We start from the raw sequence: 22,350 nt of genomic DNA on the forward strand, positions 1-22,350 counted from the left end.
TCATGAGTAAAGATTACCCGGTTCCGTCAGGATACCTTGAGCGGGAAATGGAAGTGAAGAAAAGCCGTTTTATCGCCCGGGTTCACCCTGTTGGTAGCCGAGACGAGGTGCGCGAACGCGTGGCCGAGGCGCACCGGGATTACCCGGATGCCCGCCACGTGTGTTGGGGTTATCAAATTGGTCGCCCCGGCTCTGCGGCCGAGGCCGCCATGAACGACGACGGCGAACCGTCCGGCACCGCAGGCAAGCCTATTTTGAACGTGATTCAGCACAAAGATATGGGCGATGTGCTGGTCATTGTGGTGCGCTATTTCGGCGGTATCAAACTGGGTGCCGGTGGCTTGGTTCGAGCCTATGCCGGCGCTGCGGAAAGCGTATTGTCGGAAGTCGGAAGAGAAATTCATCAAGCCCGTGTGCAAGCCCGTGTGGAGCTCGACTTCGCCGACGAGCAGCCACTGCGGCATTGGTGCGATGGTCACGAGGGCACGATTGAATCGATTGAGTACAGCTCTAAAGTTCACGCGTTGGTCTCAGTCCCTGAAGTACGGCAGGGCGAACTGTCCGCGTTTTGCGAATCGCAGAGACTGGATTACCGTTTGGAAACCTGACCAATCTGTCGGGTGGCACTGCAGGTACACTGGGTATAATGTGACAAACAAGCTCCAAAACAGGAGAACATCGATGCGCGTTTTAATGATTGCAGCCATGACCATGATTCTGGCCGGTTGTGCCAGCAACGTGGTGACGGATTACAACACTTCGACCGTGTTCGGGAATTACAGCAGTTGGGCCTATGCTCCGATGGATCAAGGCACCGGTTTCGCCTCCCTTGATGATGCCCGGGTGCGCAGTGCGGTTGAGCGGGAGCTAAACCGCAAGGCCATGAAGAAAGTCGCGAAGGACAATGCCGACCTGCTTGTTAGCTGGCAGATTGTGTCTGAAGAAAGGCTGGAGCAAAGCGGTTTAGGTCTGGGCTTCGGGTTTGGTCGCGGTAACTTTGGCTGGGCCTTGTCGGCACCGCCACCGGTTCGTGAAGTCACTGAAGGCAAGTTGGTGGTAGAGCTGGTCGATCAGGAAAGTGAGGAAGTGGTCTGGCGAGCCGCCAGTCGCCGGTACTTGAATGAAAACCAGTCTCCGGAAACCCGGCGCAAGCTGATTGATGAGGTTGTCGCGGAAATGTTTTCGAAATACCCTCCCGGCTTAAACTGATTAACCGACAGGATTTCGTTGATGGGTATGAAGAAGCGGGAAGGTGGTCTGGTCTTTTCCACGGAGCAGGGCCGCATGTGCCCGGGGTGCCGTAACCCGGTTTCCGAATGTTCATGCGGTGAGCCAGTTCAGCCAGAGGGCGACGGCATTGTGCGTGTCAGCCGGGAAACCAAGGGGCGGAAAGGCAAAGGCGTAACCTTGATTACCGGCATTCCCCTCGATAGCAAAGCGCTGAAAGACTACGCCAAAGTGCTAAAAGCAAAATGCGGCACAGGTGGTACAGTAAAAGACGGCGTGGTCGAGATTCAGGGTGATCACCGGGATCTGCTGGTGCCGCTGCTTCAGCAAAAAGGGTGGACCGTAAAGCGGTCCGGCGGCTGAAGTTTTTTTTAATCCGACGGGTAAGGAACAAGAGGTATGCACCTTCTGGTACTGGGCGCTGGGGTCGTGGGCGTTACTACGGCCTGGTTTCTTCAGGCGCAGGGGCACCAGGTTACGGTGGTCGATCGCCAGCCCGGTTCCGGGCTGGAAACCAGTTATGCGAATGGCGGTCAGATCTCGGTCTCTCACGCGGAACCTTGGGCTAACCCGGCCGCGCCGTTGAAAGTCCTCAAGTGGCTGTCTCAGCCCGAGGCACCCTTGCTGTTCCGCCCGGGGCTAGACCCCTACCAGTGGCGCTGGGCGTTATCTTTTCTTGGGCAGTGTACCTCGGCCAAAGCGGCCCACAATATCCGCCAGATGGTGAACCTTGGCACCTACAGCCGGGGCCAGCTCCAAGCGTTGCGAAAAGACATCAATCTCGATTACGACCAGCTCGATAAGGGCATTCTCCATTTTTACACCAACCCCAAAGAATTCGAGGCAGCGCTAGAGCCGGCCCGGATTATGCGCGAATTGGGCTGTGACCGGCAGGTGGTGGATGCCGATCGCGCGGTAGAACTGGAACCGGCACTGAAGCCCGTTCATCACCGAATTGCTGGCGCCACCTATACGTCCGAAGACGAAAGTGGCGATGCCCGGAAATTTACTCAAGCGCTGGCCGAACGATGCCGGGACGCGGGGGTCGAGTTTCTTTACGGCACAGAGGTGTTGGGGTTTGAGAAGGTAGGTAACCGGATTCTCGGGGTTCAGGTTCTGAGCGAAGGAAAGCATCACACGCTGAGAGCCGATAGCTATGTGCTGAGCCTGGGCAGTTTCAGTGCAGTGCTCGCCCGGCCCTTAGGCCTGTTTCTGAATATCTATCCTGCCAAGGGGTATTCCATCACGGTTCCGGTCAAGCAAGAGGATGCTGCGTTTCAGGTCAGCCTGACCGACGATGAATACAAGCTGGTGTACTCGCGGTTAGGGAATCGTATTCGGGTGGCAGGCACGGCGGAGCTGGGCGGCTATAGCCGTGAATTGAACGTCACCCGCTGCCGGGCAATCGTGCGTCGGGCGGCAGAACTTATGCCGGAAGCCGCGCATTGGGAGCAGGCCGCGTTCTGGACCGGGCTTCGGCCAACAACACCGTCCAACGTGCCTTACATCGGTAAAAGTCCGTTCAGTAACCTGTACCTCAATACCGGCCATGGCACCTTGGGCTGGACTCATTCCTGTGGTTCCGCGGCTGCGCTTGCGGACATTGTGGGTGGGCGCCCACCAGACGTGGACTTCGCGTTCACCGGGCTGTGAAGGCCAGGACGAAAGCCAGTACACGCGAATGGGTACTGGCTTTTTGGTTTGCGGGCAGGTTAGTCGGCTAACTGATCCCGAATCAGTTTCTTGTTGATCTTGCCAACGCTGGTTTTCGGGATGTCTTCCACGAAATCAATCTGGCTGGGAATCGCCCACTTGTTGATTTCGCCGGTCTCTACAAATTGCTGAAGGTGTTGCTGAATGTCTTCCAGACCAACATTTTCACCGGGCTTCAGCGTTACCAGAGCGTAAGGCCGCTCGCCCCATTTTTCGTCCGGTACGCCCACCACGGCGGCACCGGCAACGGCCGGGTGCTGGCTGATCAGGTTTTCCAGATCCAGAGACGACAGCCACTCGCCGCCGGTTTTGATCACATCTTTAATGCGGTCTTTGATGGTGAGCGTATTGTTCGGCTCTATCGAGGCCACATCACCGGTGTGCAGCCAGCCACCTTGCCAGAGCTCGTCGCCTTTCTGGGGCTCTTTGAAGTAGTTCTGGGTCAACCAGGGCGCCCGTGCCACGACTTCACCTTTGGCTTCGCCATCATGGGCAACCGGTTTACCACTTGGGTCCACAATTTCCAGCTCCACCATGGGTACCGCAATACCCGTTTTTACACGGATGTGGGTTTGCTCTTCCAGTGGCAATTCCAGATCTTCCGGTTTGAGGTAGGTGGTACTCAACAGTGGGCAGGTTTCAGACATACCGTAACCGGTGTACATCTTGATGCCGAGTTTTGCGGCGGCATCACACAAGCCCTTGGTCAGGGCGCTGCCACCGATCAATACGTGCCAGTTGCTGAGGTCTGCGGTTTTGATGGATTCGGTGGCCATCATCATTTGCATGACAGTGGGTACGCAGTGCGAAGTGGTGACCTTGTGAGTTTTGAGCAGATCCACTAGTAGCTCGGGCTCGTACCGGCCCGGATACACCTGTTTGATGCCCAGTAGTGTGGCTGCATAGGGCACGCCCCACGCGTGAACGTGGAACATGGGCGTTACCGGCATATAGACTGAAGAGGAGCGCAGGAATGGCATTTCATCATAAGCCGACAACGTGCCGGTCATGGCGAGCGTGTGCAGAACCAGTTGCCTATGGCTGAAGTAAACCCCTTTGGGATTGCCAGTTGTGCCGGTGGTGTAGAAGGTGGTGGCGACGCTGTTTTCGTCGAAGTCCGGGAAGTCGAATTGGCTGTCCGCTTTGCTGAGTAACGCTTCGTATTCGCCGAGGGTGTTGACCGAGGTGTCGGCTGGCGAATCGTTTTCGGTTAGCTGAATCCAGCTTTTGACCGTCTGGATGTCGTCTTTCACGCTTTCAATAATCGGTATGAAGTCGTCGTGTACCAGCACCACGTCGTCTTCGGCGTGGTTCATGGTGTAGACGATCTGCTCCGGTGACAGCCTCACATTGACGGTGTGCAGGATGGCGCCAATCATCGGAATGGCGAAGAAGCATTCCAGATAACGAGGCGTGTCCCAATCCATCACGGCGACGGTGTCTCCGGCTTTCACGCCGGCATCCGTCAGTGCGTTCGCCAAACGGTGCACACGTTCAACCAGATCGCTGTAGGTGTACTTGCTGCGATTGGCGTAGACGATCTCCTGATCCGGGTTGTATCGGGGGCCGGACATCAGGAGTCGTTTGATCAGTAACGGGTACTGATATGCGTCGCCAGCTGGTTTGAGAATTCGAGTTTGTGCCATGTTGTTATCCTCTTTATCTGCCTGTAATTATTGCCACTTGGAAAGGAAAGTTGGACCGCCAGAGGTGGATGTTACCTTACCATCAACTTTGGACAACGTTTATCGACTGGAAGGGTGTTTCCTATCAAGATTAAGCGAATCATGTCTTTATCATTTCTGACCTTTTGAGAGGTCTTTGCTACGCGCGGACGAGGTTCTCGGTTCGTTTTTTTCGAGTCCGCTGCTGAGTCTGTGTGTCTTGGGGTCATACCGTTCCTGCAATTCATCCTTGATCGTTCCCGCCCAAAGTTTCGTGCCGGTAAGGTAACCCGCCCGTCCAATGACGTGAGCGGCAATGGGCGCCGTGAGAAAAATGAAGATCACAATGGCTACGACGCGCGCAGTCACGGTGCTATCCTCAAAATGGAACGCCACGCCAGCCATAGTCATCATGGTCCCGAGGGCGCTGGCTTTTGTGGTCGCGTGCATGCGGGTGGGGAGATCCGGCAGCCGTAGAACGCCGATGGCTGCCACTACCATAAAAGCCGCGCCTGCCAGAAGCAGGACCGAAACCAGAAGCTCACTCATTCTTCACGCCTCCGCGCTCCACGAATCGGGCAAAGCCGATGGTTGCCAAAAATGCAGTCAGGGCGATCACGATGGCCACATCGAGAAAGCTGGCCACGCCAGTATCAATCGCGTGGACACCGACGTAGCCAACCACGATGGAGGCGATCAGTTCCAGTGCGACCACCCGATCGGGCAGGGACGGCCCCCGGGTAAGCCGAATGAAGGCAAAAAGCAGCGCCAGTGACAGCGTCAGATAGATGATATTGATGACAACGTTCAGCATGTCGGGCTCCTAGCGTGTAACCTTCAGGATGCGGTGTTCAAGTTCTCTCAAGTCGTTTCTCAGTTGTTCTTCGTCGTGAAGAAACATGGCGTGGATAAACAGTACCTTTCGATCGTCAGAAAGATCCAGGCTCAGGGTTCCGGGCGTGAGAGAAATCACGCTGCTGACAAAGAGAATTTCCATGTCCGTCTCAGCCCGGAGCGGAAACGCGATCACCCCGGGCTTCATGTGCCAGACCGGCGTAGCTATGTCATAGGCGACTCTCAGATTTGATTTCACCAGCTCTTTCAGAAAATACATCAGGAAAGCTGCAAGCCGTGGAATCCGGCGGGAATATCCTTTTAGCACCGGCACCTGTTTCTGCAGCACCATGAGCGCGATGTAGCCAAAAATAAAACCAGCCAGCAGGTTCATAGCCGTGATGCTGCCTGTGAGGCCCACCCAGGCCAGTGCCAGCAGTAAATTCCAGAACAGGCCGATCATTCAGGTTGTCCTCCCAGAACCGCTTCAATATAAAGCTGCGGATTCATCAGCTGTTCGGCGGCGGATTCTGCAAGCACGTAAATGGGCTGACCATAGAGGCCAATAACCAGTGTGCACACTGCAAGCCCCACCACCGGGGTGTAGTAGGCCCAACTGCGCTTGTCCTCGATGTCACCGTTGAGCCGGCTGGTGTCGGTAACGTGTTCGGGAACCTTCTTCCAGAACACTTCTGCCCAGATCTTGACCATGGAGTACAGGGTCAGCAAGCCCACAAGTAAGGCAACCGCTGCAACAAGATATTCGCTGGATTCCAGTGTGGCGCGGACAACCACGAATTTGGCGAAAAAGCCGGACAAAGGCGGAATGCCGGCCAGCGACAAGGCCGGAATCAGGAACAGCAGTGCCAGATAAGGACGCTGCCGATACACGCCCCCCAGGTCTTTCAGCTCGTAGCTGCCCAGCAGGCGATAGGTAATGCCGCTCACCAGGAAAAGGTTCGTTTTAACGATGATGTGGTGCATGATGTAAAACACACCGCCAATCAGCGCCAAGGGTGTAAACAAGGCGAGCCCCAGAAGCATGTAGCCGATCTGGCTGACGATGTGGAAGGACAGAATCCGCCGGAATTCGAACTGTGCGGCCGCGCCGAGAACACCGGTCAGCATGGTCAGGGTGGCTGCCCAGAGCAGGATGGTGTGGGTGTATTCCACATCCTGAGTGAAAATCAGCGTGAATACCCGATAGAGTGCATAAACTCCGACCTTGGTGAGCAATCCCGCGAACAGTGCTGATACAGCCACCTGAGGAGTGTGGTATGAGGCCGGAAGCCAGAAAAACAGTGGGAATGCCGCTGCCTTGATGCCAAACGACACCATGAACATAAGCGACACTACGGTGATCATGCCGGGATCTTCAACACGGCCCACCTTCTGGGCAATATCGGCCATGTTCAGGGTGCCAACCATACCGTACAGCAAACCGACGGCAGACAGGAAAATCGCTGATGAAAACAGATTCAGGGTAACGTACTTGATGGCGCCCTCCATCTGGACTCGCTCGCCGCCGAGGGTAAGCAAGGCAAAAGACGCCAGCAGCATGACCTCAAACCAGACAAAGAGATTAAAAATGTCGCCGGTCAGGAAGGCGCCTGCCACCCCGGCAAGCAACAGCTGCATCAGCGGGTAGTAGCCAAACCTTTCGTGACCCGGAGGTGTTGATGCCAGCGAATAGATGGCGATGGCGAGCCCGATAATGCCGGTCAGGACAACCATGATGGCACTGAGGATGTCGGCGACCAGCACAATTCCGAACGGTGCCGGCCAGCTACCCATCTCAACAACCAGGAAGCCTTCGTCGATGGCCGAGTTCATCAGCCAGATGCTGTTGGCCAGCAAAAGAGCTGCAGCCACCACGGCAACCAGACGTTGTAGACGAGCAGAGCGCCACAGCGCCAGGGACAGGGCTCCGGCAGTCAGCGGGATCAGAATCGGGAGAACAACTTCCAGGTTCAAGTGTCGGTATCCTTCATCTTGTCCAGGTCATCGGTGCCCACAACCTCATATGCCCTGCGGATAAGAACCACGGCGAAGGCCAGAACACTGAAGGCGATCACAATGGCGGTGAGAATCAGGGCTTGGGGCAGCGGATCTGCGACTGTTCCGGCCACCAGCTGTGCGTCGTCAGGGATCAACGGTGGTGCCCCCCGGGTTAAACCCGAAACGACGAAAATGAGCAGGTTGGCGGCGTTGCTCAGAATGATAAGGCCAATCACAATTTTGACGATGGAGCGTCTGAGCATCATATAGATACTCGCCGCGAACAGGATGCCAACGACAATGGCCATCAGGTTTTCCATAGCGATGCTCCCCCTCTGAAAATCGGTGCTCGTCTCATTTTTCAACTTCCATCAAGCTGATCACGAACGCCATTAGCGTGCCGAGGACGGCCAGATACACGCCAATATCGAAGATCAGCACGGTGGATAGCTTCAGATGACTCCCGCCAGGTAACGGCAATTCCCACCAGTGGGCAGTCAGCATGGCCTGGCCGGACAGTAAGGCCGGAACAGTAGAGGCCAGCGCGAACAGCAGGCCGGCTGCCAGAAGATCCTTCGGGTGCACCCGAAGGAGTTTCCGGGTGGTTTCGGCGCCGAATGCGAAGGCATAGAGGACAAATGCACTTGCCGCAACCAGGCCGCCGATAAAGCCGCCGCCGGGCTCGTCGTGGCCTCGTAACAGCAGAAAGACCGAGAACATCAGTTGCAGCGGCATGATCGCCAATGCTGCGGTGTGAAGGATCAGGGTATTGGGTTTCATGGTTTGTATTGATCCTCCGCTTTGAGCTTGACCATGGCGTAAACGCCGATGGCGGCAAGGCCCAGAACAAATACCTCTCCCAGAGTATCCAGTTGCCGGAAGTCCACCAGGATCACATTGACGATATTTTTACCAAACGCCAGGCCGTAGCTGTTTTCAACGAAGTAGCTGGAAATGCTGTCAAAGTACTGGATATCCAGCACAGCCAGCATGACGAGCGTCATGACCGCGCCCGCAAACACGGCGGCCGTGAGGTCTCGGTAGCGCTCCCAGGGAGACGAAAGCGTGGCAAATGCTGGCAGCCGGAACAACACCAGCACCAACAGAATCACGGTGAGGGTTTCCACCAGCAGTTGTGTGATGCCCAGATCCGGCGCACTGAAGTGAATGAATGTGAGTGCCATGCCAAAGCCCGCGGCCCCCAGAGAAGCCACAGAGCCAAGCCGGGACCGGGTGGTACAGGCAAAGACCGTTGCCGCGACAATCAGTAGCGCGATGCCCCACTCGTAGAAATAGCTGTCACTGAAATTAAAATCCAGATGCAGGCCGTTTCGGGTCAGCAGGGTGTAGCCAGCCAGAGAAAAAGTGACAACGACCAGAACCAGTAAATAGGTGCCGAGGATGCCGTTCTGAAGCAGTCGTGTCTGCCAGCCTGCCACCTGGCTAAGCCCTTCCAAAAAGCGGAAATAACCGGCTTCTGGGCCGATTCGGCTGGCGGCGGTATTGACGGCATACATAATTGGCTGCACCCGGTGCCAAGCCACAACCAAGAATGAGCCGGCCAGGAGACTCGCGCCCGACAATATCAGGGGAACATTAATGCCATGCCAAAGAGCGAGATCGGTTTTTACCGGGGAGCCTGAGAATGCCGAAATAGCCGAATCCAGAACCAGATCTGCGGGCAGAGACGGCATAACGCCGAACACCAGCGCCAGCAGTGCCAGCACGCCGGGGCCGACCAGCATCGCAAAGGACGCCTCGCGGGGCGATTTGGGTGTTTTGGCAATCGGCCCGAAGAAGGGTTTGAGCAATACCAGGCCGGCGACCGCCACCAGCAGCGCGGAAGAGAGAAAGGCTGTTATTAACAGACCGGTTTGCCATAGGGGTGCATGTAACAGGGACTTCAGTAACAGTTCTTTAGCCACGAACCCGAACAGCGGCGGGAGCCCCGCCAGAGACAGAGCCGCGAGGCCGGTAATGACGGCCGTCCTGGGCATGTTGTGCCGGAGCCCGCCCATCCGGGTAATGTCTTTGGTACCGGTTTCATGGTCCAGGGCGCCTGCGAGCATGAACAGGGCGCCTTTGTACAGGGAATGGGCCACCAGGAAACAGACAAATGCGGTGATGGCTAGCTCGGTACCCACACCCACGAGCATGGTCAGGGTGCCCAGTGCCATCACCGTCGAATAGGCCAGCACCTTTTTGATACCGGTATTGCTGTAGGCAAGATAGGCGCCGGTGAGCATGGTGACGGCACCAAATACCAGCAGCGAGCCGCTCCACAGCAGATCTCCAGCCATTGACGGATTCAGACGGGCCAAGAGATAAATGCCGGCCTTCACCATGGTTGCAGAATGCAGGTAAGCCGAAACCGGCGTGGGCGCGACCATGGCGTTTGGTAGCCAGAAATGAAAAGGCACCTGTGCGGATTTGGTAAAGGAACCAATCAGGATGCAGACAACGGCCGCAGTGTAATACGGGTGTTCGTGGATAGGCAGATCGGAGGCCAGAAGGCCTGAGAAAGAGGCGTTCCCGGTGATTAGCATCAGCAGGATCAGGCCTGCCATCAGCACGAGCCCACCACCTGCCGTTACCAACAAACCCTGGAGCGCATACTTTCGTGCTTGGGCATCTTCATGGTTGAAGCCAATCAACAGGTAGGAAGTGATGCTGGTCAGTTCCCAAAACACGAAAACGGTAATGAGGTTGTCGGAAAGCACCAGTCCGAGCATGGAAGCCATGAACGACAGCATGATCGCGTAGAACCGGCCGATGGCTTTATGGCCTTTCAGGTAGGCGCCGGCGTATATGAAGATGAAAGTGCCGATACCGCTGATCAGAAGGGCAAACGTCAGGGATAGACCATCGACCATGATGTCCAGGGTTATCCCGAGGCCCGGCATCCAGGGCGTTTCAAACAGAAGTTTTTCAGCCCCGCGGATCTCGGGGATCAGGCTGGCGAAGTAGGCAGTAAGGGATGCGGGAAGCAGTGCCAGGACCCAGCCTGTGTAGCTGCCGGTCAAGCGACAAAGTGCCGGGACCGCGACTGCCAGTAAAAAACCGGACAGGACAGCCAGTAACATCATGGGAGATAACTCCTTTCAACCTGACTTTACGTGTTTTAAATCTTCTCGATACCGGTAGCCTTATAATCTGTACGATGCTTTGAAAATGGAGGATCACTGGGCCCTTTGTGTATAGGGCCTCATTGATCCCAAGTCTGGCCGCGAGTGTCCTTGGAGGTTTTGACTTCCAGGTGCATGGCGGCCTTTGCCAGAAAGTTGGCGCTGATGGGCGCGGTCATGAACAGGAACGCTGTAATCAGGATTTCCTCTATTCCGACGCCTTGCCCCAGCGTGCTGAAGTAAATTACTGAACTGATCACAATGGCGCCTACGCCGACAGTGGTGGCTTTGGTGGGGCCATGCAGCCGGCTGTAGAAGTCCGGCAAACGACCCAGGCCAATGGCACCGATCAGGGTAAAAACGCCTCCAATAATCAGCATAGCTGAAATGGTGTACTCAGCGAAGGTACTCATAGGATGTCCTCCGGATTACTCGATGACGCTGCCGCGCTTGAGGTATTTGGCCATGGCGACGGTGCCGACAAATCCCATGACAGCAATCAGCAAGGCGGATTCAAGGTACATGCGTGTTTCTAGCGTGATACCCAAAAGAATGATCAATGCGATGGCGTTGATGTAGAGCGTGTCGAGCGCCAGAATCCGATCCGGCGCATCCGGGCCCTTGATCAGACGGTAGACGTTGAGCAAGGCCGCCAGCGTGACCATGGCAATGGTGATGTAAAGCGCGGTTAGGATCATTGGAACATCTCCAATAAAGGCTTTTCATAGCGGTTTCGGATGGTGTCGATGACTTCCTGCTCGTTGTCGGCGTCCAGAGCGTGAATCAGCAGCAGGGTATTGTCATCGCTCACATCCGCGCTAACGGTACCCGGTGTCAGGGAAATGGTACTGGCCAGGATACTGATAGCCAACGGATCTTTTAACTCCAGGGTGTAGCAGATGAACATCGGCCGTGGCTCGCGCGGGCTCAGGATCAGTCTTGCCACATCAACACTGGCGACCACGATATCCCATAGAACTCGCAACAGGTAGATGGGGGACTTCCAGGGCTTCTTAAGCGTGGGCGGTTCTGGCCAGAAACTCTGGGTCATCAAGGGGATTAACCACGCCAGGATCAGGCCCAGAACAACACTGCCACCGCTAATGCCGTCGCTCAAAAACTGCCACATCACGAACAGGGTCAGGCTTAGCCAGGGGTGTGGAAACCTCAGTCGATCCAGCATCAGTTATCCTCCCCGACCATAGGCATCTGCAGGATGTCGATATAAGCATCGCTATTGTGGAGCTGCTCCGCTGTTGCATCGGTGTAGCGTGTTATGGGCCCGGCAAGGATGACCATAATGATCGCCAATGCCGTAAGAGCACCCGCTGCCGAGGAAATCCGGCCATTTAAGGGTTCGGGCTTTTGTACGTGGCCGTCCACCGTTCGCCAGAACACAATGCTGCCAGCCCGGCTGTAAGCGATGATAGTAAGGAAGCTGCCGACCAGAAGCACAGACCAGAGCCAGGCCATTTCAAAGCCGGGTTCAACGGACTGAAGAATCAGAACCTTGCCAAAGAATCCGCTCAGCGGTGGCAAGCCGGCAGCCGCAACAGCACCAATCAAAAACAGCACGCTCAGAAACGTGCGGTTGTGCATCTTTGGCGCAGTAATGATGCGGTCGTTTGCGCTGCCCCGCTGGCTGGCCACGAGCTCTGAGACAAGAAACAGGCCGCCTACGGTCCAGGTCGTACTGAGCATATAAAACAGGGCTGCTGACAGGCCCGCTTCAGAGCCGAGAGAAATCGGGGCCAACAAGGTGCCCACCGATATGATCACCTGCCAGGCCACCAGAGTCTTTAGACTGCCTGATCCCAGAGCGCCAATGACGCCCATGGCAAGGGTGGCCAGAGCGATAGGGAACAGCCAGTCCATACCGAGATTGGCCAGCTCGCCAGCCTCGTCGCCAAAAACCAGTGGGTAGATCCGCAAGATGGCGTAGATGCCTACCTTGGTCATTACCGCAAACAGGGCTGCCACCGGTGCCGTGGCCTTGGAGTATGCCCGAGGCAACCAGAAACACAGTGGCAGGATGGCTGCTTTAAGGCCAAAGACGACGAGCAACATCATGCCGCCGGCCTTGACGATATTCAGGCTTTCACCGGTGACGTTTGGCACCTTGACCGCAAGATCCGCCATATTCAGGGTGCCGGTGACGCTGTAGATCATACCCACACTGATCAGGAAGATCGCAGAGCCAATCAGGTTGAGCACCACATAGTGCAGGCCCGGCACGGTTCTGAGAGTGCCGCCACCGTGCATCAGCAAACCGTAGGAGGCGATGAGCAGTACCTCGAAGGCGACGAACAGGTTGAACAGATCGCCGGTGAGGAAGGCGATGTTGAGGCCCATCAGCTGGAACAGGAACAGGGCGTGAAATTGGCGGTTGCCCTCATCGGCGCCGCCGATGGCGTACAAATGGCAGAACAGCCCCAACACGGCTGTCATGATCAGCATCAATGCGGCCAGTCGGTCCAGAACCAGAACAATCCCGAACGGCGGTTGCCAGTTGCCAAACGCATACAGACGGTAACTACCGTCGTCTGCCAATACCAGAAGGACAATGGCGGAGATCAGGATCAGCACCGTTGTAGCCAGCGCCAGGGTCCGGCGCAGCGTGATGGGGGCATAGCCCATCAGCGCCTGTAAAATTCCGCCAAGCAGAGGAATCAGAATCGGAGCGGTAAGCCAAGGGTTCATTTACCGGTTACCTCCTCGTCTTCCTGCTCCGGTGCAGGCGATTTATAGGGTTGCTTGCCGTCCACATGGTCATCTTCATTGTCTGCAAGGTTTCGTAGCGACATCACCACCAAAAAGGCGGTCATGGCAAAGCCAATTACAATAGCGGTTAACACCAGAGCTTGCGGCAGAGGGTCGGCATAGCTCTCTGCTGTGCCGATAATCGGTTGCTTTCCGGTGGCAAGGCGCCCGGTGGAAAACAGGAACAGGTTCACCCCGTAAGACAGCAGGGTCAGTCCGAGCACTACGGGGAAAGTGCGCGCTCTTAGCAGCAAATAAACGCCGGATGCGGTCAGGGCGCCAATCGTCAGGGCATAGATAAGTTCCATTACGCGCGCTCCTTTTTGCTCTTGATGGCCGAATGCGGCGACATGCGCCCGATAGTCATCAATGCCAGCAGAGTAGCGCCGATGACCGTGAGATAAACGCCAAGATCAAACACCAGTGCCGAGGCAACTTCGAACTTGCCGACCACCGGCCAGGTAATGTAGCCGAAGGTAGACGTCAGGAACGGATAGCCGAAAGCAAGGCTGGCCGCACCTGCAACGGTAGCGAATAACAGCCCCAGACCAATAACGGTGTGATACTTGAACGGAATCCGATCCTCGGTCCAGTTCATGCCGCTGGCAATGTACTGGAGGATCAGCGCAATTGAGGTGATCAGGCCGGCAATAAAACCACCGCCTGGCAGGTTGTGCCCGCGCAGGAAAATGAACGCGGACACCATCAGAGAAAGCGGCAGCAGTGGCCGGGCAATTAGCCGCAGCATCATTGGATAATTATCCCGGGACCAGACATGGCCCTCGCCATCGCTGGGCGGTGGCGTCAGCGGCGTATTCTTGAGCAGCGCGTAAATACCCAGTGCCGCAATCGCCAGAACGGTAATCTCGCCAAGGGTATCAAAGCCGCGGAAGTCCACCAGAATGACGTTCACGACGTTGGTACCGCCACCACCGGGTTTGCTGTTCGCGAGGAAGAAGTCGGAAATTGAGCTGAATGGCTGGGTCAGCATGGCCAGGGTAATCAGAGTCATGCCAATGCCGACCGCCACAGCGATTGCGATGTCCCGAAGCCGCCTTGGCAGCGAGGTTTCCAGTGGTGTCCAGGCCGGCATATAGTAGAGCGCCAGCATGAGCAGGACGATGGTCACAACTTCAACCGAAAGCTGGGTCATGGCCAGGTCGGGTGCCGAGAAACGTGCGAAGGCCAATGCCACAATCAGGCCTACAACGCTCAGTACAACCAGCGCGTAGAACCGCTGCCGGTGAACGGCTGCGGTCAATAGCGCACAAATGATCAGCACACCTGCGGCAATGGCCGTGGGCCAGTCCACAGGGCTTAATCCGGTCTCGCCAATGAAGAGCCCGAGATCCAGCAGCGGCATTGCCGCGACGGCCAGAACGCTGGCCACAAGCAGCATTGCGTATCGTTGCAGAGAGCCGTTTTCGATCCGCGCGGTAAAGCCGTTCGCCAGATCGACGATTTTTAGCACGATCGATTCAAAGACAGCCTTTTCGTCGATTTCCTTGAAACGCGCGTGGAAATCAAAAAACTTCTGGCGCTGGCTATACATGATCAAGCCGCCTAAGAAGGCTGCAAAACTCATGATCAGTGGCAGGTTGAAGCCATGAATAACTGCCAGTTGATAGTCCGGAACTGCGCCGCCAAGGGTGGCATGGGCGGCCGCGTAAAGCAGCGGGCCAACCGAAACGGCAGGGAACATACCCACCATGATGCAGGCAAACACCAGAATCTCCACCGGAATCTTCATATACCGGGGTGGTTCGTGGGGCGGGTAGATCGGCAAATTAACGGGCTTGCCGTTAAAAAACACATCGTGAATAAACCGGGCGGAATAGGCGACCGCAAAAATACCCGCCAAGGTGGCGACAATCGGCGGCAGCCATGCCCAGATGCCGGGCAGATTCAGTTGCAGGGATTCAGCAAAGAACATCTCCTTGCTCAGGAAGCCGTTCAGCAGCGGAACCCCCGCCATAGATGAAGCGGCGACCATGGCCAGCGTGGCAGTGTGGGGCATGTATCGCCACAGGCCGTTGATCCGGCGCATGTCCCGGGTGCCGGTTTCGTGGTCAATAATACCGGCGGCCATGAACAGCGAGGCTTTGAAAGTCGCGTGGTTAATAACGTGAAAAACCGCAGCCACCGCCGCCAGCTCGGTACCCATACCGAACAGCAGGGTGATCAGGCCCAGGTGGCTGACAGTCGAATGTGCCAGCAGACCTTTCAGATCGTGCTTGAACATGGCCACGTAGGCGCCGATCAGCAGTGTTGCCATGCCGGTAAAACTGACCATGTAGAACCATTGTTCAGTGCCGGCCAGTGCCGGGTACAGCCGGGCCATCAGGAAAATACCGGCCTTAACCATGGTGGCCGAGTGCAGGTAGGCCGAAACCGGCGTGGGCGCCTGCATGGCGTGAGGCAGCCAGAAGTGAAACGGGAACTGGGCTGATTTGGTAAACGCACCCAGCAACACCAGAGTCAGAGCAACCGGGTACATGGCGTGAGCTTTGATGACATCGCCCGCCGCGAGTACGTCGTCCAGCTCAAAACTGCCCACAATATTGCCGATAATCAGAATGCCCGCCAGCAACGCCAGGCCGCCACCCCCTGTCACCGCCAGAGCCATGCGGGCACCACGACGAGCGTCCTGTTTGTGATTCCAGAAACTGATCAGCAGGAACGAGGTGAGGCTGGTCAGCTCCCAGAAAACCATCATCAGCAACAGGTTGCTGGAGAGCACGATGCCCAGCATGGAGCCTTTGAAGCACAGCAGTAGAGCGTAAAACTTTCCGATATTCTCCGCCGGTTTCAGGTAATAGCGGGCGTAGAGAATGATCAGCACACCAATAATCAGAATCAGCAGTGCGAACAGCAGCGACAGGCCATCGAGCCGGAAGCTGAAGGAAATGCCGATCGCCGGCAACCACTCCCAGGATTGCAGGACGGTGCCACCGTTGGCCAGGGTTTCCCAGTGGGGGAACAAGGCCGCTAAGGCAATAAGCGCCGGAACGGAAGAGGCAATCGCAATCGCTGTTCGCCCCCCTAGAGCAAACAACGGGGCAGCAATTGCCCCTAAAAATGGCAGAAATACAACCAGCGGTAGCGACATCGCAACCTCGTTTTCGGTGTTTTCAGGCGTGAATGTAGGGCGAAATGCCACTCAAAGTGTAGTGGGCGACGGGCCGCACTGCACAGACAAACCGAGTAAGTACCGGTTTACTCAAGAGTTAGCCGAGTTTTGGTGGGTCCGGAAAATAGGGGAGACGGCCACGCTGCAAAACAATGTCAGCGGGCTGAAGGAATCCTGGCGAAACGATGCGGCCGGTGGACCTTCCGGTCATGTTTGCTCCGTCAATAAAACTTGAACGCCGATAATACGTGGCTCGCGGGGGAGGTCAAGTCAACATGACGACAATCAAGTGTATACTGCGCAAAAATAATCATTGAGAGAGAACCATGAGCACTCCGTATCCTAACCTTCTGAAACCGCTGGATCTTGGTTTTACCGAGCTGAAGAACCGCGTATTGATGGGTTCCATGCACACGGGTCTGGAAGACCGGTTCTGGAATATTCACAAACTGGCCCGCTATTTTGCCGAGCGTGCAGAAGGCGGGGTAGGCCTGATGGTTACAGGCGGATTCTCACCCAACCTGGCCGGTCAGTTGGCACCGCTGGCATCCACCATGAATAACCGTGCCACGGCGCTGCTGCACCGCCACGTGACGGGTGCTGTGCATGAAGCCGGCGGCAAGATCTGTATGCAGTTGCTGCACGCAGGCCGTTACGGCTACCAGCCTTTGATTGTTTCAGCTTCGGCTACCAAAGCGCCGATCAGCCCTTTCAAAGCTCGCGCATTGTCCACCAAAGGGGTTGATCGCCACATCAACGACTTCGTGAATGCGGCCAAGCTGGCCAAGTTTGCCGGCTACGATGGCGTTGAGGTGATGGGCTCCGAAGGCTATTTCATCAACCAATTCCTGTGTGAACGTACCAACAAACGCACGGATAAGTGGGGCGGACCCTACGAAAACCGCATGCGTGTGCCGGTTGAGATTGTTCGCCGTATGCGCGAAGCGGTCGGCCCCGAGTTCATCATCATTTACCGCTTGTCGATGCTGGATCTGGTGGAAGGCGGCCAAACCTGGGATCAGATTGTGACCTTGGGTAAAGCCATTGAGAAAGCCGGCGCGACCATCATTAATACCGGCATTGGCTGGCACGAAGCCCGCGTGCCCACCATCGTGACCTCCGTGCCCCGCGGCGGGTTTGCGGATGTAACCGCCAAGTTCTACGACGAAGTCGATATTCCGGTGTGCACCACCAACCGCATCAACACGCCTGAAAAAGGCGAAGAGATTATCGCAGACGGCAAAGCGGATATGGTGTCTATGGCGCGGCCGTTGTTGGCCGACAGCGAGTTCGTGCGCAAGGCCGAACAAGATCGCAGTGACGAGATCAATACCTGCATTGCCTGTAACCAGGCTTGTCTGGACCACGTATTCCAGGCCAAGCGAGCGTCTTGTTTGGTGAACCCGCGCGCGTGTTTCGAAACGGAACTGGTACTGACGGTTGCACCGGTGGTGCGCAATGTTGCGGTAGTCGGAGCGGGACCTGCGGGCCTGGCGGCCGCCACAACCGCAGCCAAACGCGGTCACAAAGTGACGTTGTTCGAAGCTGACGACAAGATTGGTGGTCAGTTCAACTACGCCAAGCGTATTCCCGGCAAGGAAGAGTTCTACGAAACCCTGCGTTACTTCCAGCGCCAGATCGAACTGCTGGAAATTGATCTGCAGCTCAACACCCGGGTGGATGCCGAATCCTTGAAAGCTCAAGGCTTTGACGACGTGATCATTGCCACCGGAGTAAAACCCCGGACCCCGAAGATCGAAGGTGTGGATCATCCGAAAGTACTCGGATACCTGGATGTATTGCGCCACAACAAACCGGTTGGAAACACCGTGGCTGTGATCGGCGCAGGCGGTATCGGTTTTGATGTCAGCGAGTTCCTGACCCACGACTTTGAACGCCAGCCCGAAGGCGAGCAAGCGAAAGTCACTGATTGGCAGGCAGAGTGGGGTGTACACCCTGAATTTGACGGTCCCGGTGGTTTGGCCGAACGCAAAGCAACCCCGACACCACGCAAGATTTACCTGATGCAGCGCAAGACCAGCAAAGTGGGCGGTGGCTTGGGTAAAACCTCCGGCTGGGTGCATCGCAGCAGCCTGAAGCACCGTGACGTAGAAATGCTGAAAGGGTGCAGCTACGACCGCATCGATGACGAAGGCCTGCACATCACTTTGTCAGATAAAGATGGCAATGAAATCGATAAGAAAGTGCTGCCGGTCGATAACGTGATCTTGTGTGCCGGTCAGGAGTCCTTCCGTGAGTTATACGATCAGCTTGAAGGGGCCGGGGTGAAAGCACACCTGATTGGTGGTGCGGATGTGGCTGAAGAACTGGATGCCAAGCGAGCGATTCGCCAAGGTACCGAAGTGGCCGCTGCACTCTGACGCTGGTATTCCTTGCCCAAAAGTGACTGTAGTGGTCACTTTTGGGCACTGTGGGGTGGGGCCCTACCGAACGGCTTTCAATGCGTTCGAAATGGCCTCGGCCTCGGCTTCCAGCACCTGACTGTGTAAGCTTTGCCCTCGCTCGCGAGCGTGCTTGATTTGCTTGCACTTCATCTCGTAGAGCCGGTTTAGAACCTCGGACTGGCTTTGCCTTAGTATTCTGTTCACGGCGTCTTCCCCTTCGTACATCTGTCGGGATTCCTTACACTAGCAGCCTAAAACAGGCCTTACACGAAGATTGCTGCATAACCTGGGCCAGAAATAAGCGGCAAATCATTACCGCCCAAACCGGGCGCGATAGGCCCCGGGCGATAGTCCGGTATGCTTTCTGAATAAACGGCTAAACGAACTCACATCCTCGTAACCCACCAAGCGCGTGACCTCCTCAACCGTCAGTCGAGAGTTTTCCAGATGCTGCCGGGCCGATTCGATACGTAAAACCTGTAAATAGCCGGTGGGGCTGTCCCCCGTCGCGGCCTTAAAGCGACGAATTAACGAACGTTCTGTCAGCCCGCTCAACGAGGCCAAAGATGACAGCGTCACCGGATCGCTGTAATGGGTGTCTAACCACTCCTGAACCTTCAGAATATCCGCATCGGAATGGTAACGCCGTGCCTGAAGCGCACTGTAAGGGGCCTGGCTTGAACGCCCAGCGTCAATCACAAACGCCTTCGCCAATTCTCGCGCCACTTGAGCGCCGGCATGGCGCTCCACCAGATACACGCCAAGATCCCACCACGCCATCCCGCCCCCGGCACAGGCCACGTGGCCATCCACCGTAACCAGCCGGTCCGGTTGTAAATCCACCTCCGGAAAGCGCTGGCGAAACTGGTTGCTGAACCCCCAGTGCGTCGTTGCTTGCCGTCCATTCAGCACCCCGGCTTCGGCTAACAAAAAAGCCCCGGTGCAGTTACTGGCGATGCGCACCTGATCGTCGTTGACCGACCGGAACTGCGAAAGCCATGTGAGCAACTTAGGATTATCGGCCAGCACCTGATCAATCGGCGCGCCGATGGTGGGAATGATCACCAGATCGTTTGAATCCACCGCGGCAACATCTCGCCAAGAGCCATCAGCACCAATGCTTAGGCCATTGATGCACCGGCAGGCTTCACCGGTTTCGGTTAAAAGGCGGGTGCGAAAATACGGCTGTGGCGGTTCGCCATGAACCCGCGCCCAGGTCACACCGGCCATTCGGAACAGATCAATAACCCCAGTAATTGCGCTGGCAAGCGCTCCGTTAAAACCAATAATCGTGACCGTTTTCACAAAGATAACCCCTGATAAACAAAACTAGGCCACCCATCTCAAAAGTAGGGAGCTGCTGCGGGAGAGGGCTTCCGAGAGTGTGCGCAGCAGGGAAGCTGCGCAGAAGCCTACAGGGATGTATTCACGGCGTCTCTCGGAAGCCCTCTCCCGCAGAAGTTCCCGGCAGCATAGTAAGGTAATGGCGGTTTTAACCAAGAATAAGTCAGAAACGACAATTCCAACAACCGTAACGGTTGTGAGAGGCTATAGCCAATCAACAGGAGAACACGAATGACCGATACCCTGATCGACCGCCGCGACCTGGCATTCCAGCTCTACGAAGTCATGGACACCGAAGCCCTGACCAAGCGCGAGCGCTTCAGCGAACATAGCAAAGAAACCTTCGACGCCGTCATCGAAACCGCTGACAAAATGGCAAAAGAAAAGTTTGCCAACCACAACAGCGCCGCCGACAAAGACGAACCGAAATTCGTCAACGGCCAGGTTGAAATGCTCCCCGAAGTGAAAGAAGCCTTCGACGCCTACGCCGAAGCCGGCTTTCTCGCCGGGCGCTACGATTACGAACTGGGCGGCATGCAATTGCCGGAATCGGTCATGGCCGCCTGCAACGGCTTCTTCACCGCTGCCAACCCCGGCACCGCAGGCTACCCCTTCCTGACCACGGCAGCGGCCAACCTGATCCGCGTGTTTGGCAACGAACAGCAAAAAGCCACCATCCTGCCGAACATGCTCAATGGCCGGTTTAGCGGCACCATGGCCCTGACCGAGCCCCATGCCGGCTCCAGCCTGGCAGACATCCGCACCTCCGCCACGCCCACCGACGACGGCCACTACCTGATCAAAGGCGCCAAAATTTACATCTCCGGCGGCGAACAAAGCATCACCGAAAACATCGTTCACATGGTGCTGGCCAAAATCAAAGGCGCACCGGCCGGCGTGAAAGGCATCTCCTTGTTTGTCGTGCCCAAATTCCATGTGGACGAAAACGGCAACCCGGGCGAGCGCAATGGCGTGAGCCTGGCCGGCCTGATCCACAAGCTCGGCTACCGGGGCACTACCAGTACCGCATTGAGCTTCGGCGACGACGCGCCGTGCCACGGCTATCTGGTGGGTGAACCCCACCAAGGCCTGAAGTACATGTTCCAGATGATGAACGAAGCCCGCATTGGCGTAGGCATGGGTGCGGCGGTCATTGGTTATCGTGGCTACATGCACAGCCTTGAATACGCCAAAGACCGTTTGCAGGGCCGAAAAGCCAGCGAGAAAAACCCGGAAAGCCCGCAAGTACCGATCATCGACCACGCCGACGTGCGCCGTATGCTGCTGGCCCAGAAAGCCTATAGTGAAGGCGGCTTGGCGTTGTGCCTTTACGGTGCCCGCTTGATGGACGAACAACACACCCATCCGGATGAACAAAAGCGTGCTGAAGCCGGAAAATTGTTGGACCTGCTGACTCCGGTGATCAAAGCCTGGCCTTCAGAATATGGCCCTAAAGCAAACGATTTGGCCATTCAAGTATACGGCGGCGCAGGCTACACCCGTGAATATCCGGTGGAGCAATGCTGGCGCGACAACCGCTTGAACCCGATTCACGAAGGCACTAACGGCATTCAGGCACTGGATCTTCTGGGTAGGAAGATCTGGCAAGATCAAAGCCACGGATTGCAGTTGTTGATGCAGGAAATGCAGGCCGACCTGCAAGCTGCTACCACCGACCGTTGCCAACAGTGGGCGTTGTCACTGAGTGAAACCTTGCAGCAAGCGGTGAAAGTGACCCAGAGCCTGGGTAAATCCCTGATGGGTGGCGAAGTGGATAAAACCCTGGCCAACGCCAACTGCTACTTGCACCTGTTCGGGCATATTGTGGTTGCCTGGATGTGGCTGCGTCAGGCCAATGCCGCTGCCAATGCGTTGGCTTCCGCGAACAGTGATAGCGAACGCAACTTCTACCAAGGCAAGTTGCAGGCTGCCCAGTACTTCTTCCACTGGGAATTGCCTACCGTGGCACAGGACTTGGTATTGCTCCGAAATCAGGATGATACCTGTTTGAACATGAAAGCTGATTGGTTCTGATTTAGGAGTAGGCACAATTGGCTGGGATCGCTTTCAGGGACACGCTACAAGCACATCCATGTGCGCTCGACTGTGGCCATCCATGGCCACAGACGGTCCCTGAAAGCGATCCCACC

General features: G+C 56.3%; 22 protein-coding genes. 6 read left to right on the forward strand and 16 right to left on the reverse strand.

Annotated elements, in window-relative coordinates; translation table 11 throughout:
- Positions 1-2: 2 nt before the first annotated feature.
- The 4 genes from JAO79_RS06295 to JAO79_RS06310 all read left to right on the forward strand — a co-directional run bounded on the left by JAO79_RS06295 (position 3) and on the right by JAO79_RS06310 (position 2,880).
- Entirely contained in the window at positions 3-608 is a 606-nt protein-coding gene (locus JAO79_RS06295) for a YigZ family protein (protein ID WP_199006279.1), read from the forward strand.
- 73 nt (positions 609-681) lie between these two features.
- Complete coding sequence (locus JAO79_RS06300) at positions 682-1,209, forward strand: DUF4136 domain-containing protein (RefSeq protein WP_199006280.1); 528 nt, start codon at positions 682-684, stop codon at positions 1,207-1,209.
- Between the two features lie 21 nt (positions 1,210-1,230).
- Positions 1,231-1,590 (forward strand): translation initiation factor Sui1, encoded by a 360-nt coding sequence (locus JAO79_RS06305; protein WP_227664337.1) that lies wholly within the window; start codon positions 1,231-1,233, stop codon positions 1,588-1,590.
- Positions 1,591-1,626: 36 nt separating this feature from the next.
- On the forward strand, positions 1,627-2,880 hold the full coding sequence (locus tag JAO79_RS06310; protein ID WP_199006281.1) for a D-amino acid dehydrogenase: 1,254 nt from the start codon (positions 1,627-1,629) through the stop codon (positions 2,878-2,880).
- A 59-nt stretch (positions 2,881-2,939) separates the two neighbouring features.
- Here the strand turns inward: JAO79_RS06310 and JAO79_RS06315 are convergent, their stop codons facing one another.
- From JAO79_RS06315 to JAO79_RS06380, 14 genes are all read right to left on the reverse strand, one after another.
- Positions 2,940-4,586 (reverse strand): fatty acid--CoA ligase, encoded by a 1,647-nt coding sequence (locus tag JAO79_RS06315; protein WP_199006282.1) that lies wholly within the window; start codon positions 4,584-4,586, stop codon positions 2,940-2,942.
- A 150-nt stretch (positions 4,587-4,736) separates the two neighbouring features.
- A complete protein-coding gene (gene mnhG, locus JAO79_RS06320; protein ID WP_199006283.1) occupies positions 4,737-5,153 on the reverse strand; it encodes a monovalent cation/H(+) antiporter subunit G in 417 nt (138 codons plus the stop codon).
- On the reverse strand, positions 5,146-5,418 hold the full coding sequence (locus tag JAO79_RS06325; protein ID WP_199006284.1) for a monovalent cation/H+ antiporter complex subunit F: 273 nt from the start codon (positions 5,416-5,418) through the stop codon (positions 5,146-5,148). The genes mnhG and JAO79_RS06325 overlap by 8 nt, the downstream gene beginning before the upstream one ends.
- A gap of 9 nt (positions 5,419-5,427) precedes the next feature.
- Positions 5,428-5,901 carry a Na+/H+ antiporter subunit E gene (locus JAO79_RS06330; protein WP_199006285.1) on the reverse strand — a complete coding sequence of 158 codons (474 nt, stop codon included), beginning with the start codon at positions 5,899-5,901 and terminating at the stop codon, positions 5,428-5,430.
- Positions 5,898-7,412, reverse strand: coding sequence for a Na+/H+ antiporter subunit D (locus JAO79_RS06335; protein WP_199006286.1), 1,515 nt, complete (start codon positions 7,410-7,412; stop codon positions 5,898-5,900). The genes JAO79_RS06330 and JAO79_RS06335 overlap by 4 nt, the downstream gene beginning before the upstream one ends.
- On the reverse strand, positions 7,409-7,756 hold the full coding sequence (locus JAO79_RS06340) for a Na+/H+ antiporter subunit C (RefSeq protein WP_199006288.1): 348 nt from the start codon (positions 7,754-7,756) through the stop codon (positions 7,409-7,411). Before JAO79_RS06340 ends, JAO79_RS06335 begins: the two co-directional genes overlap by 4 nt.
- 34 nt (positions 7,757-7,790) lie before the next feature.
- On the reverse strand, positions 7,791-8,216 hold the full coding sequence (locus JAO79_RS06345) for a Na+/H+ antiporter subunit B (RefSeq protein WP_199006289.1): 426 nt from the start codon (positions 8,214-8,216) through the stop codon (positions 7,791-7,793).
- Positions 8,213-10,522: a putative monovalent cation/H+ antiporter subunit A gene (locus tag JAO79_RS06350; RefSeq protein WP_199006290.1), complete on the reverse strand. Its 2,310-nt coding sequence runs from the start codon at positions 10,520-10,522 to the stop codon at positions 8,213-8,215. Before JAO79_RS06350 ends, JAO79_RS06345 begins: the two co-directional genes overlap by 4 nt.
- 119 nt (positions 10,523-10,641) lie before the next feature.
- Positions 10,642-10,974, reverse strand: a complete 333-nt coding sequence (locus tag JAO79_RS06355) for a Na+/H+ antiporter subunit G (protein WP_199006291.1) — start codon at positions 10,972-10,974, stop codon at positions 10,642-10,644.
- A 15-nt stretch (positions 10,975-10,989) separates the two neighbouring features.
- Complete coding sequence (locus tag JAO79_RS06360; protein ID WP_199006292.1) at positions 10,990-11,259, reverse strand: K+/H+ antiporter subunit F; 270 nt, start codon at positions 11,257-11,259, stop codon at positions 10,990-10,992.
- Positions 11,256-11,744: a Na+/H+ antiporter subunit E gene (locus JAO79_RS06365; RefSeq protein WP_199006293.1), complete on the reverse strand. Its 489-nt coding sequence runs from the start codon at positions 11,742-11,744 to the stop codon at positions 11,256-11,258. The genes JAO79_RS06360 and JAO79_RS06365 overlap by 4 nt, the downstream gene beginning before the upstream one ends.
- On the reverse strand, positions 11,744-13,261 hold the full coding sequence (locus JAO79_RS06370) for a monovalent cation/H+ antiporter subunit D (protein WP_199006294.1): 1,518 nt from the start codon (positions 13,259-13,261) through the stop codon (positions 11,744-11,746). Before JAO79_RS06370 ends, JAO79_RS06365 begins: the two co-directional genes overlap by 1 nt.
- Positions 13,258-13,629, reverse strand: coding sequence for a Na+/H+ antiporter subunit C (locus tag JAO79_RS06375; RefSeq protein ID WP_199006295.1), 372 nt, complete (start codon positions 13,627-13,629; stop codon positions 13,258-13,260). Before JAO79_RS06375 ends, JAO79_RS06370 begins: the two co-directional genes overlap by 4 nt.
- On the reverse strand, positions 13,629-16,430 hold the full coding sequence (locus JAO79_RS06380; RefSeq protein ID WP_199006296.1) for a monovalent cation/H+ antiporter subunit A: 2,802 nt from the start codon (positions 16,428-16,430) through the stop codon (positions 13,629-13,631). The genes JAO79_RS06375 and JAO79_RS06380 overlap by 1 nt, the downstream gene beginning before the upstream one ends.
- Before the next feature lie 347 nt (positions 16,431-16,777).
- Between JAO79_RS06380 and JAO79_RS06385 the strand changes: the two genes are divergently transcribed.
- On the forward strand, positions 16,778-18,832 hold the full coding sequence (locus tag JAO79_RS06385; protein WP_199006298.1) for an NADPH-dependent 2,4-dienoyl-CoA reductase: 2,055 nt from the start codon (positions 16,778-16,780) through the stop codon (positions 18,830-18,832).
- Between the two features lie 63 nt (positions 18,833-18,895).
- On the opposite strand, the gene JAO79_RS06390 is transcribed toward JAO79_RS06385, so the two are convergent.
- Together JAO79_RS06390 and JAO79_RS16490 are read right to left on the reverse strand one after the other, a co-directional pair.
- The gene (locus JAO79_RS06390) at positions 18,896-19,081 is read right to left on the reverse strand and encodes a hypothetical protein (protein ID WP_199006659.1); all 186 of its coding nucleotides are present in this window, start codon (positions 19,079-19,081) and stop codon (positions 18,896-18,898) included.
- A gap of 87 nt (positions 19,082-19,168) precedes the next feature.
- On the reverse strand, positions 19,169-20,161 hold the full coding sequence (locus JAO79_RS16490) for a GlxA family transcriptional regulator (RefSeq protein ID WP_199006300.1): 993 nt from the start codon (positions 20,159-20,161) through the stop codon (positions 19,169-19,171).
- Between the two features lie 270 nt (positions 20,162-20,431).
- Here JAO79_RS16490 and JAO79_RS06400 point away from each other — a divergent pair, with 270 nt between their 5' ends.
- Positions 20,432-22,234 (forward strand): acyl-CoA dehydrogenase, encoded by a 1,803-nt coding sequence (locus JAO79_RS06400; RefSeq protein ID WP_199006301.1) that lies wholly within the window; start codon positions 20,432-20,434, stop codon positions 22,232-22,234.
- Positions 22,235-22,350: the final 116 nt, after the last annotated feature.

The sequence above is a fragment of the Marinobacter litoralis genome, from assembly GCF_016427555.1.
Taxonomy (GTDB): Bacteria; Pseudomonadota; Gammaproteobacteria; order Pseudomonadales; family Oleiphilaceae; genus Marinobacter; species Marinobacter litoralis_A.

Excerpts from the sequence above, each read along its gene's own strand:
- JAO79_RS06295 (WP_199006279.1), top strand. The coding sequence starts at position 3 with ATGAGTAAAGATTACCCGGTTCCGTCAGGATACCTTGAGCGGGAAATG.
- JAO79_RS06300 (WP_199006280.1), top strand. The coding sequence starts at position 682 with ATGCGCGTTTTAATGATTGCAGCCATGACCATGATTCTGGCCGGTTGT.
- JAO79_RS06305 (WP_227664337.1), top strand. The coding sequence starts at position 1,231 with ATGGGTATGAAGAAGCGGGAAGGTGGTCTGGTCTTTTCCACGGAGCAG.
- JAO79_RS06310 (WP_199006281.1), top strand. The coding sequence starts at position 1,627 with ATGCACCTTCTGGTACTGGGCGCTGGGGTCGTGGGCGTTACTACGGCC.
- JAO79_RS06315 (WP_199006282.1), bottom strand. The coding sequence starts at position 4,586 with ATGGCACAAACTCGAATTCTCAAACCAGCTGGCGACGCATATCAGTAC.
- mnhG (WP_199006283.1), bottom strand. The coding sequence starts at position 5,153 with ATGAGTGAGCTTCTGGTTTCGGTCCTGCTTCTGGCAGGCGCGGCTTTT.
- JAO79_RS06325 (WP_199006284.1), bottom strand. The coding sequence starts at position 5,418 with ATGCTGAACGTTGTCATCAATATCATCTATCTGACGCTGTCACTGGCG.
- JAO79_RS06330 (WP_199006285.1), bottom strand. The coding sequence starts at position 5,901 with ATGATCGGCCTGTTCTGGAATTTACTGCTGGCACTGGCCTGGGTGGGC.
- JAO79_RS06340 (WP_199006288.1), bottom strand. The coding sequence starts at position 7,756 with ATGGAAAACCTGATGGCCATTGTCGTTGGCATCCTGTTCGCGGCGAGT.
- JAO79_RS06345 (WP_199006289.1), bottom strand. The coding sequence starts at position 8,216 with ATGAAACCCAATACCCTGATCCTTCACACCGCAGCATTGGCGATCATG.
- JAO79_RS06350 (WP_199006290.1), bottom strand. The coding sequence starts at position 10,522 with ATGATGTTACTGGCTGTCCTGTCCGGTTTTTTACTGGCAGTCGCGGTC.
- JAO79_RS06355 (WP_199006291.1), bottom strand. The coding sequence starts at position 10,974 with ATGAGTACCTTCGCTGAGTACACCATTTCAGCTATGCTGATTATTGGA.
- JAO79_RS06360 (WP_199006292.1), bottom strand. The coding sequence starts at position 11,259 with ATGATCCTAACCGCGCTTTACATCACCATTGCCATGGTCACGCTGGCG.
- JAO79_RS06365 (WP_199006293.1), bottom strand. The coding sequence starts at position 11,744 with ATGCTGGATCGACTGAGGTTTCCACACCCCTGGCTAAGCCTGACCCTG.
- JAO79_RS06370 (WP_199006294.1), bottom strand. The coding sequence starts at position 13,261 with ATGAACCCTTGGCTTACCGCTCCGATTCTGATTCCTCTGCTTGGCGGA.
- JAO79_RS06375 (WP_199006295.1), bottom strand. The coding sequence starts at position 13,629 with ATGGAACTTATCTATGCCCTGACGATTGGCGCCCTGACCGCATCCGGC.
- JAO79_RS06380 (WP_199006296.1), bottom strand. The coding sequence starts at position 16,430 with ATGTCGCTACCGCTGGTTGTATTTCTGCCATTTTTAGGGGCAATTGCT.
- JAO79_RS06385 (WP_199006298.1), top strand. The coding sequence starts at position 16,778 with ATGAGCACTCCGTATCCTAACCTTCTGAAACCGCTGGATCTTGGTTTT.
- JAO79_RS06390 (WP_199006659.1), bottom strand. The coding sequence starts at position 19,081 with ATGTACGAAGGGGAAGACGCCGTGAACAGAATACTAAGGCAAAGCCAG.
- JAO79_RS06400 (WP_199006301.1), top strand. The coding sequence starts at position 20,432 with ATGACCGATACCCTGATCGACCGCCGCGACCTGGCATTCCAGCTCTAC.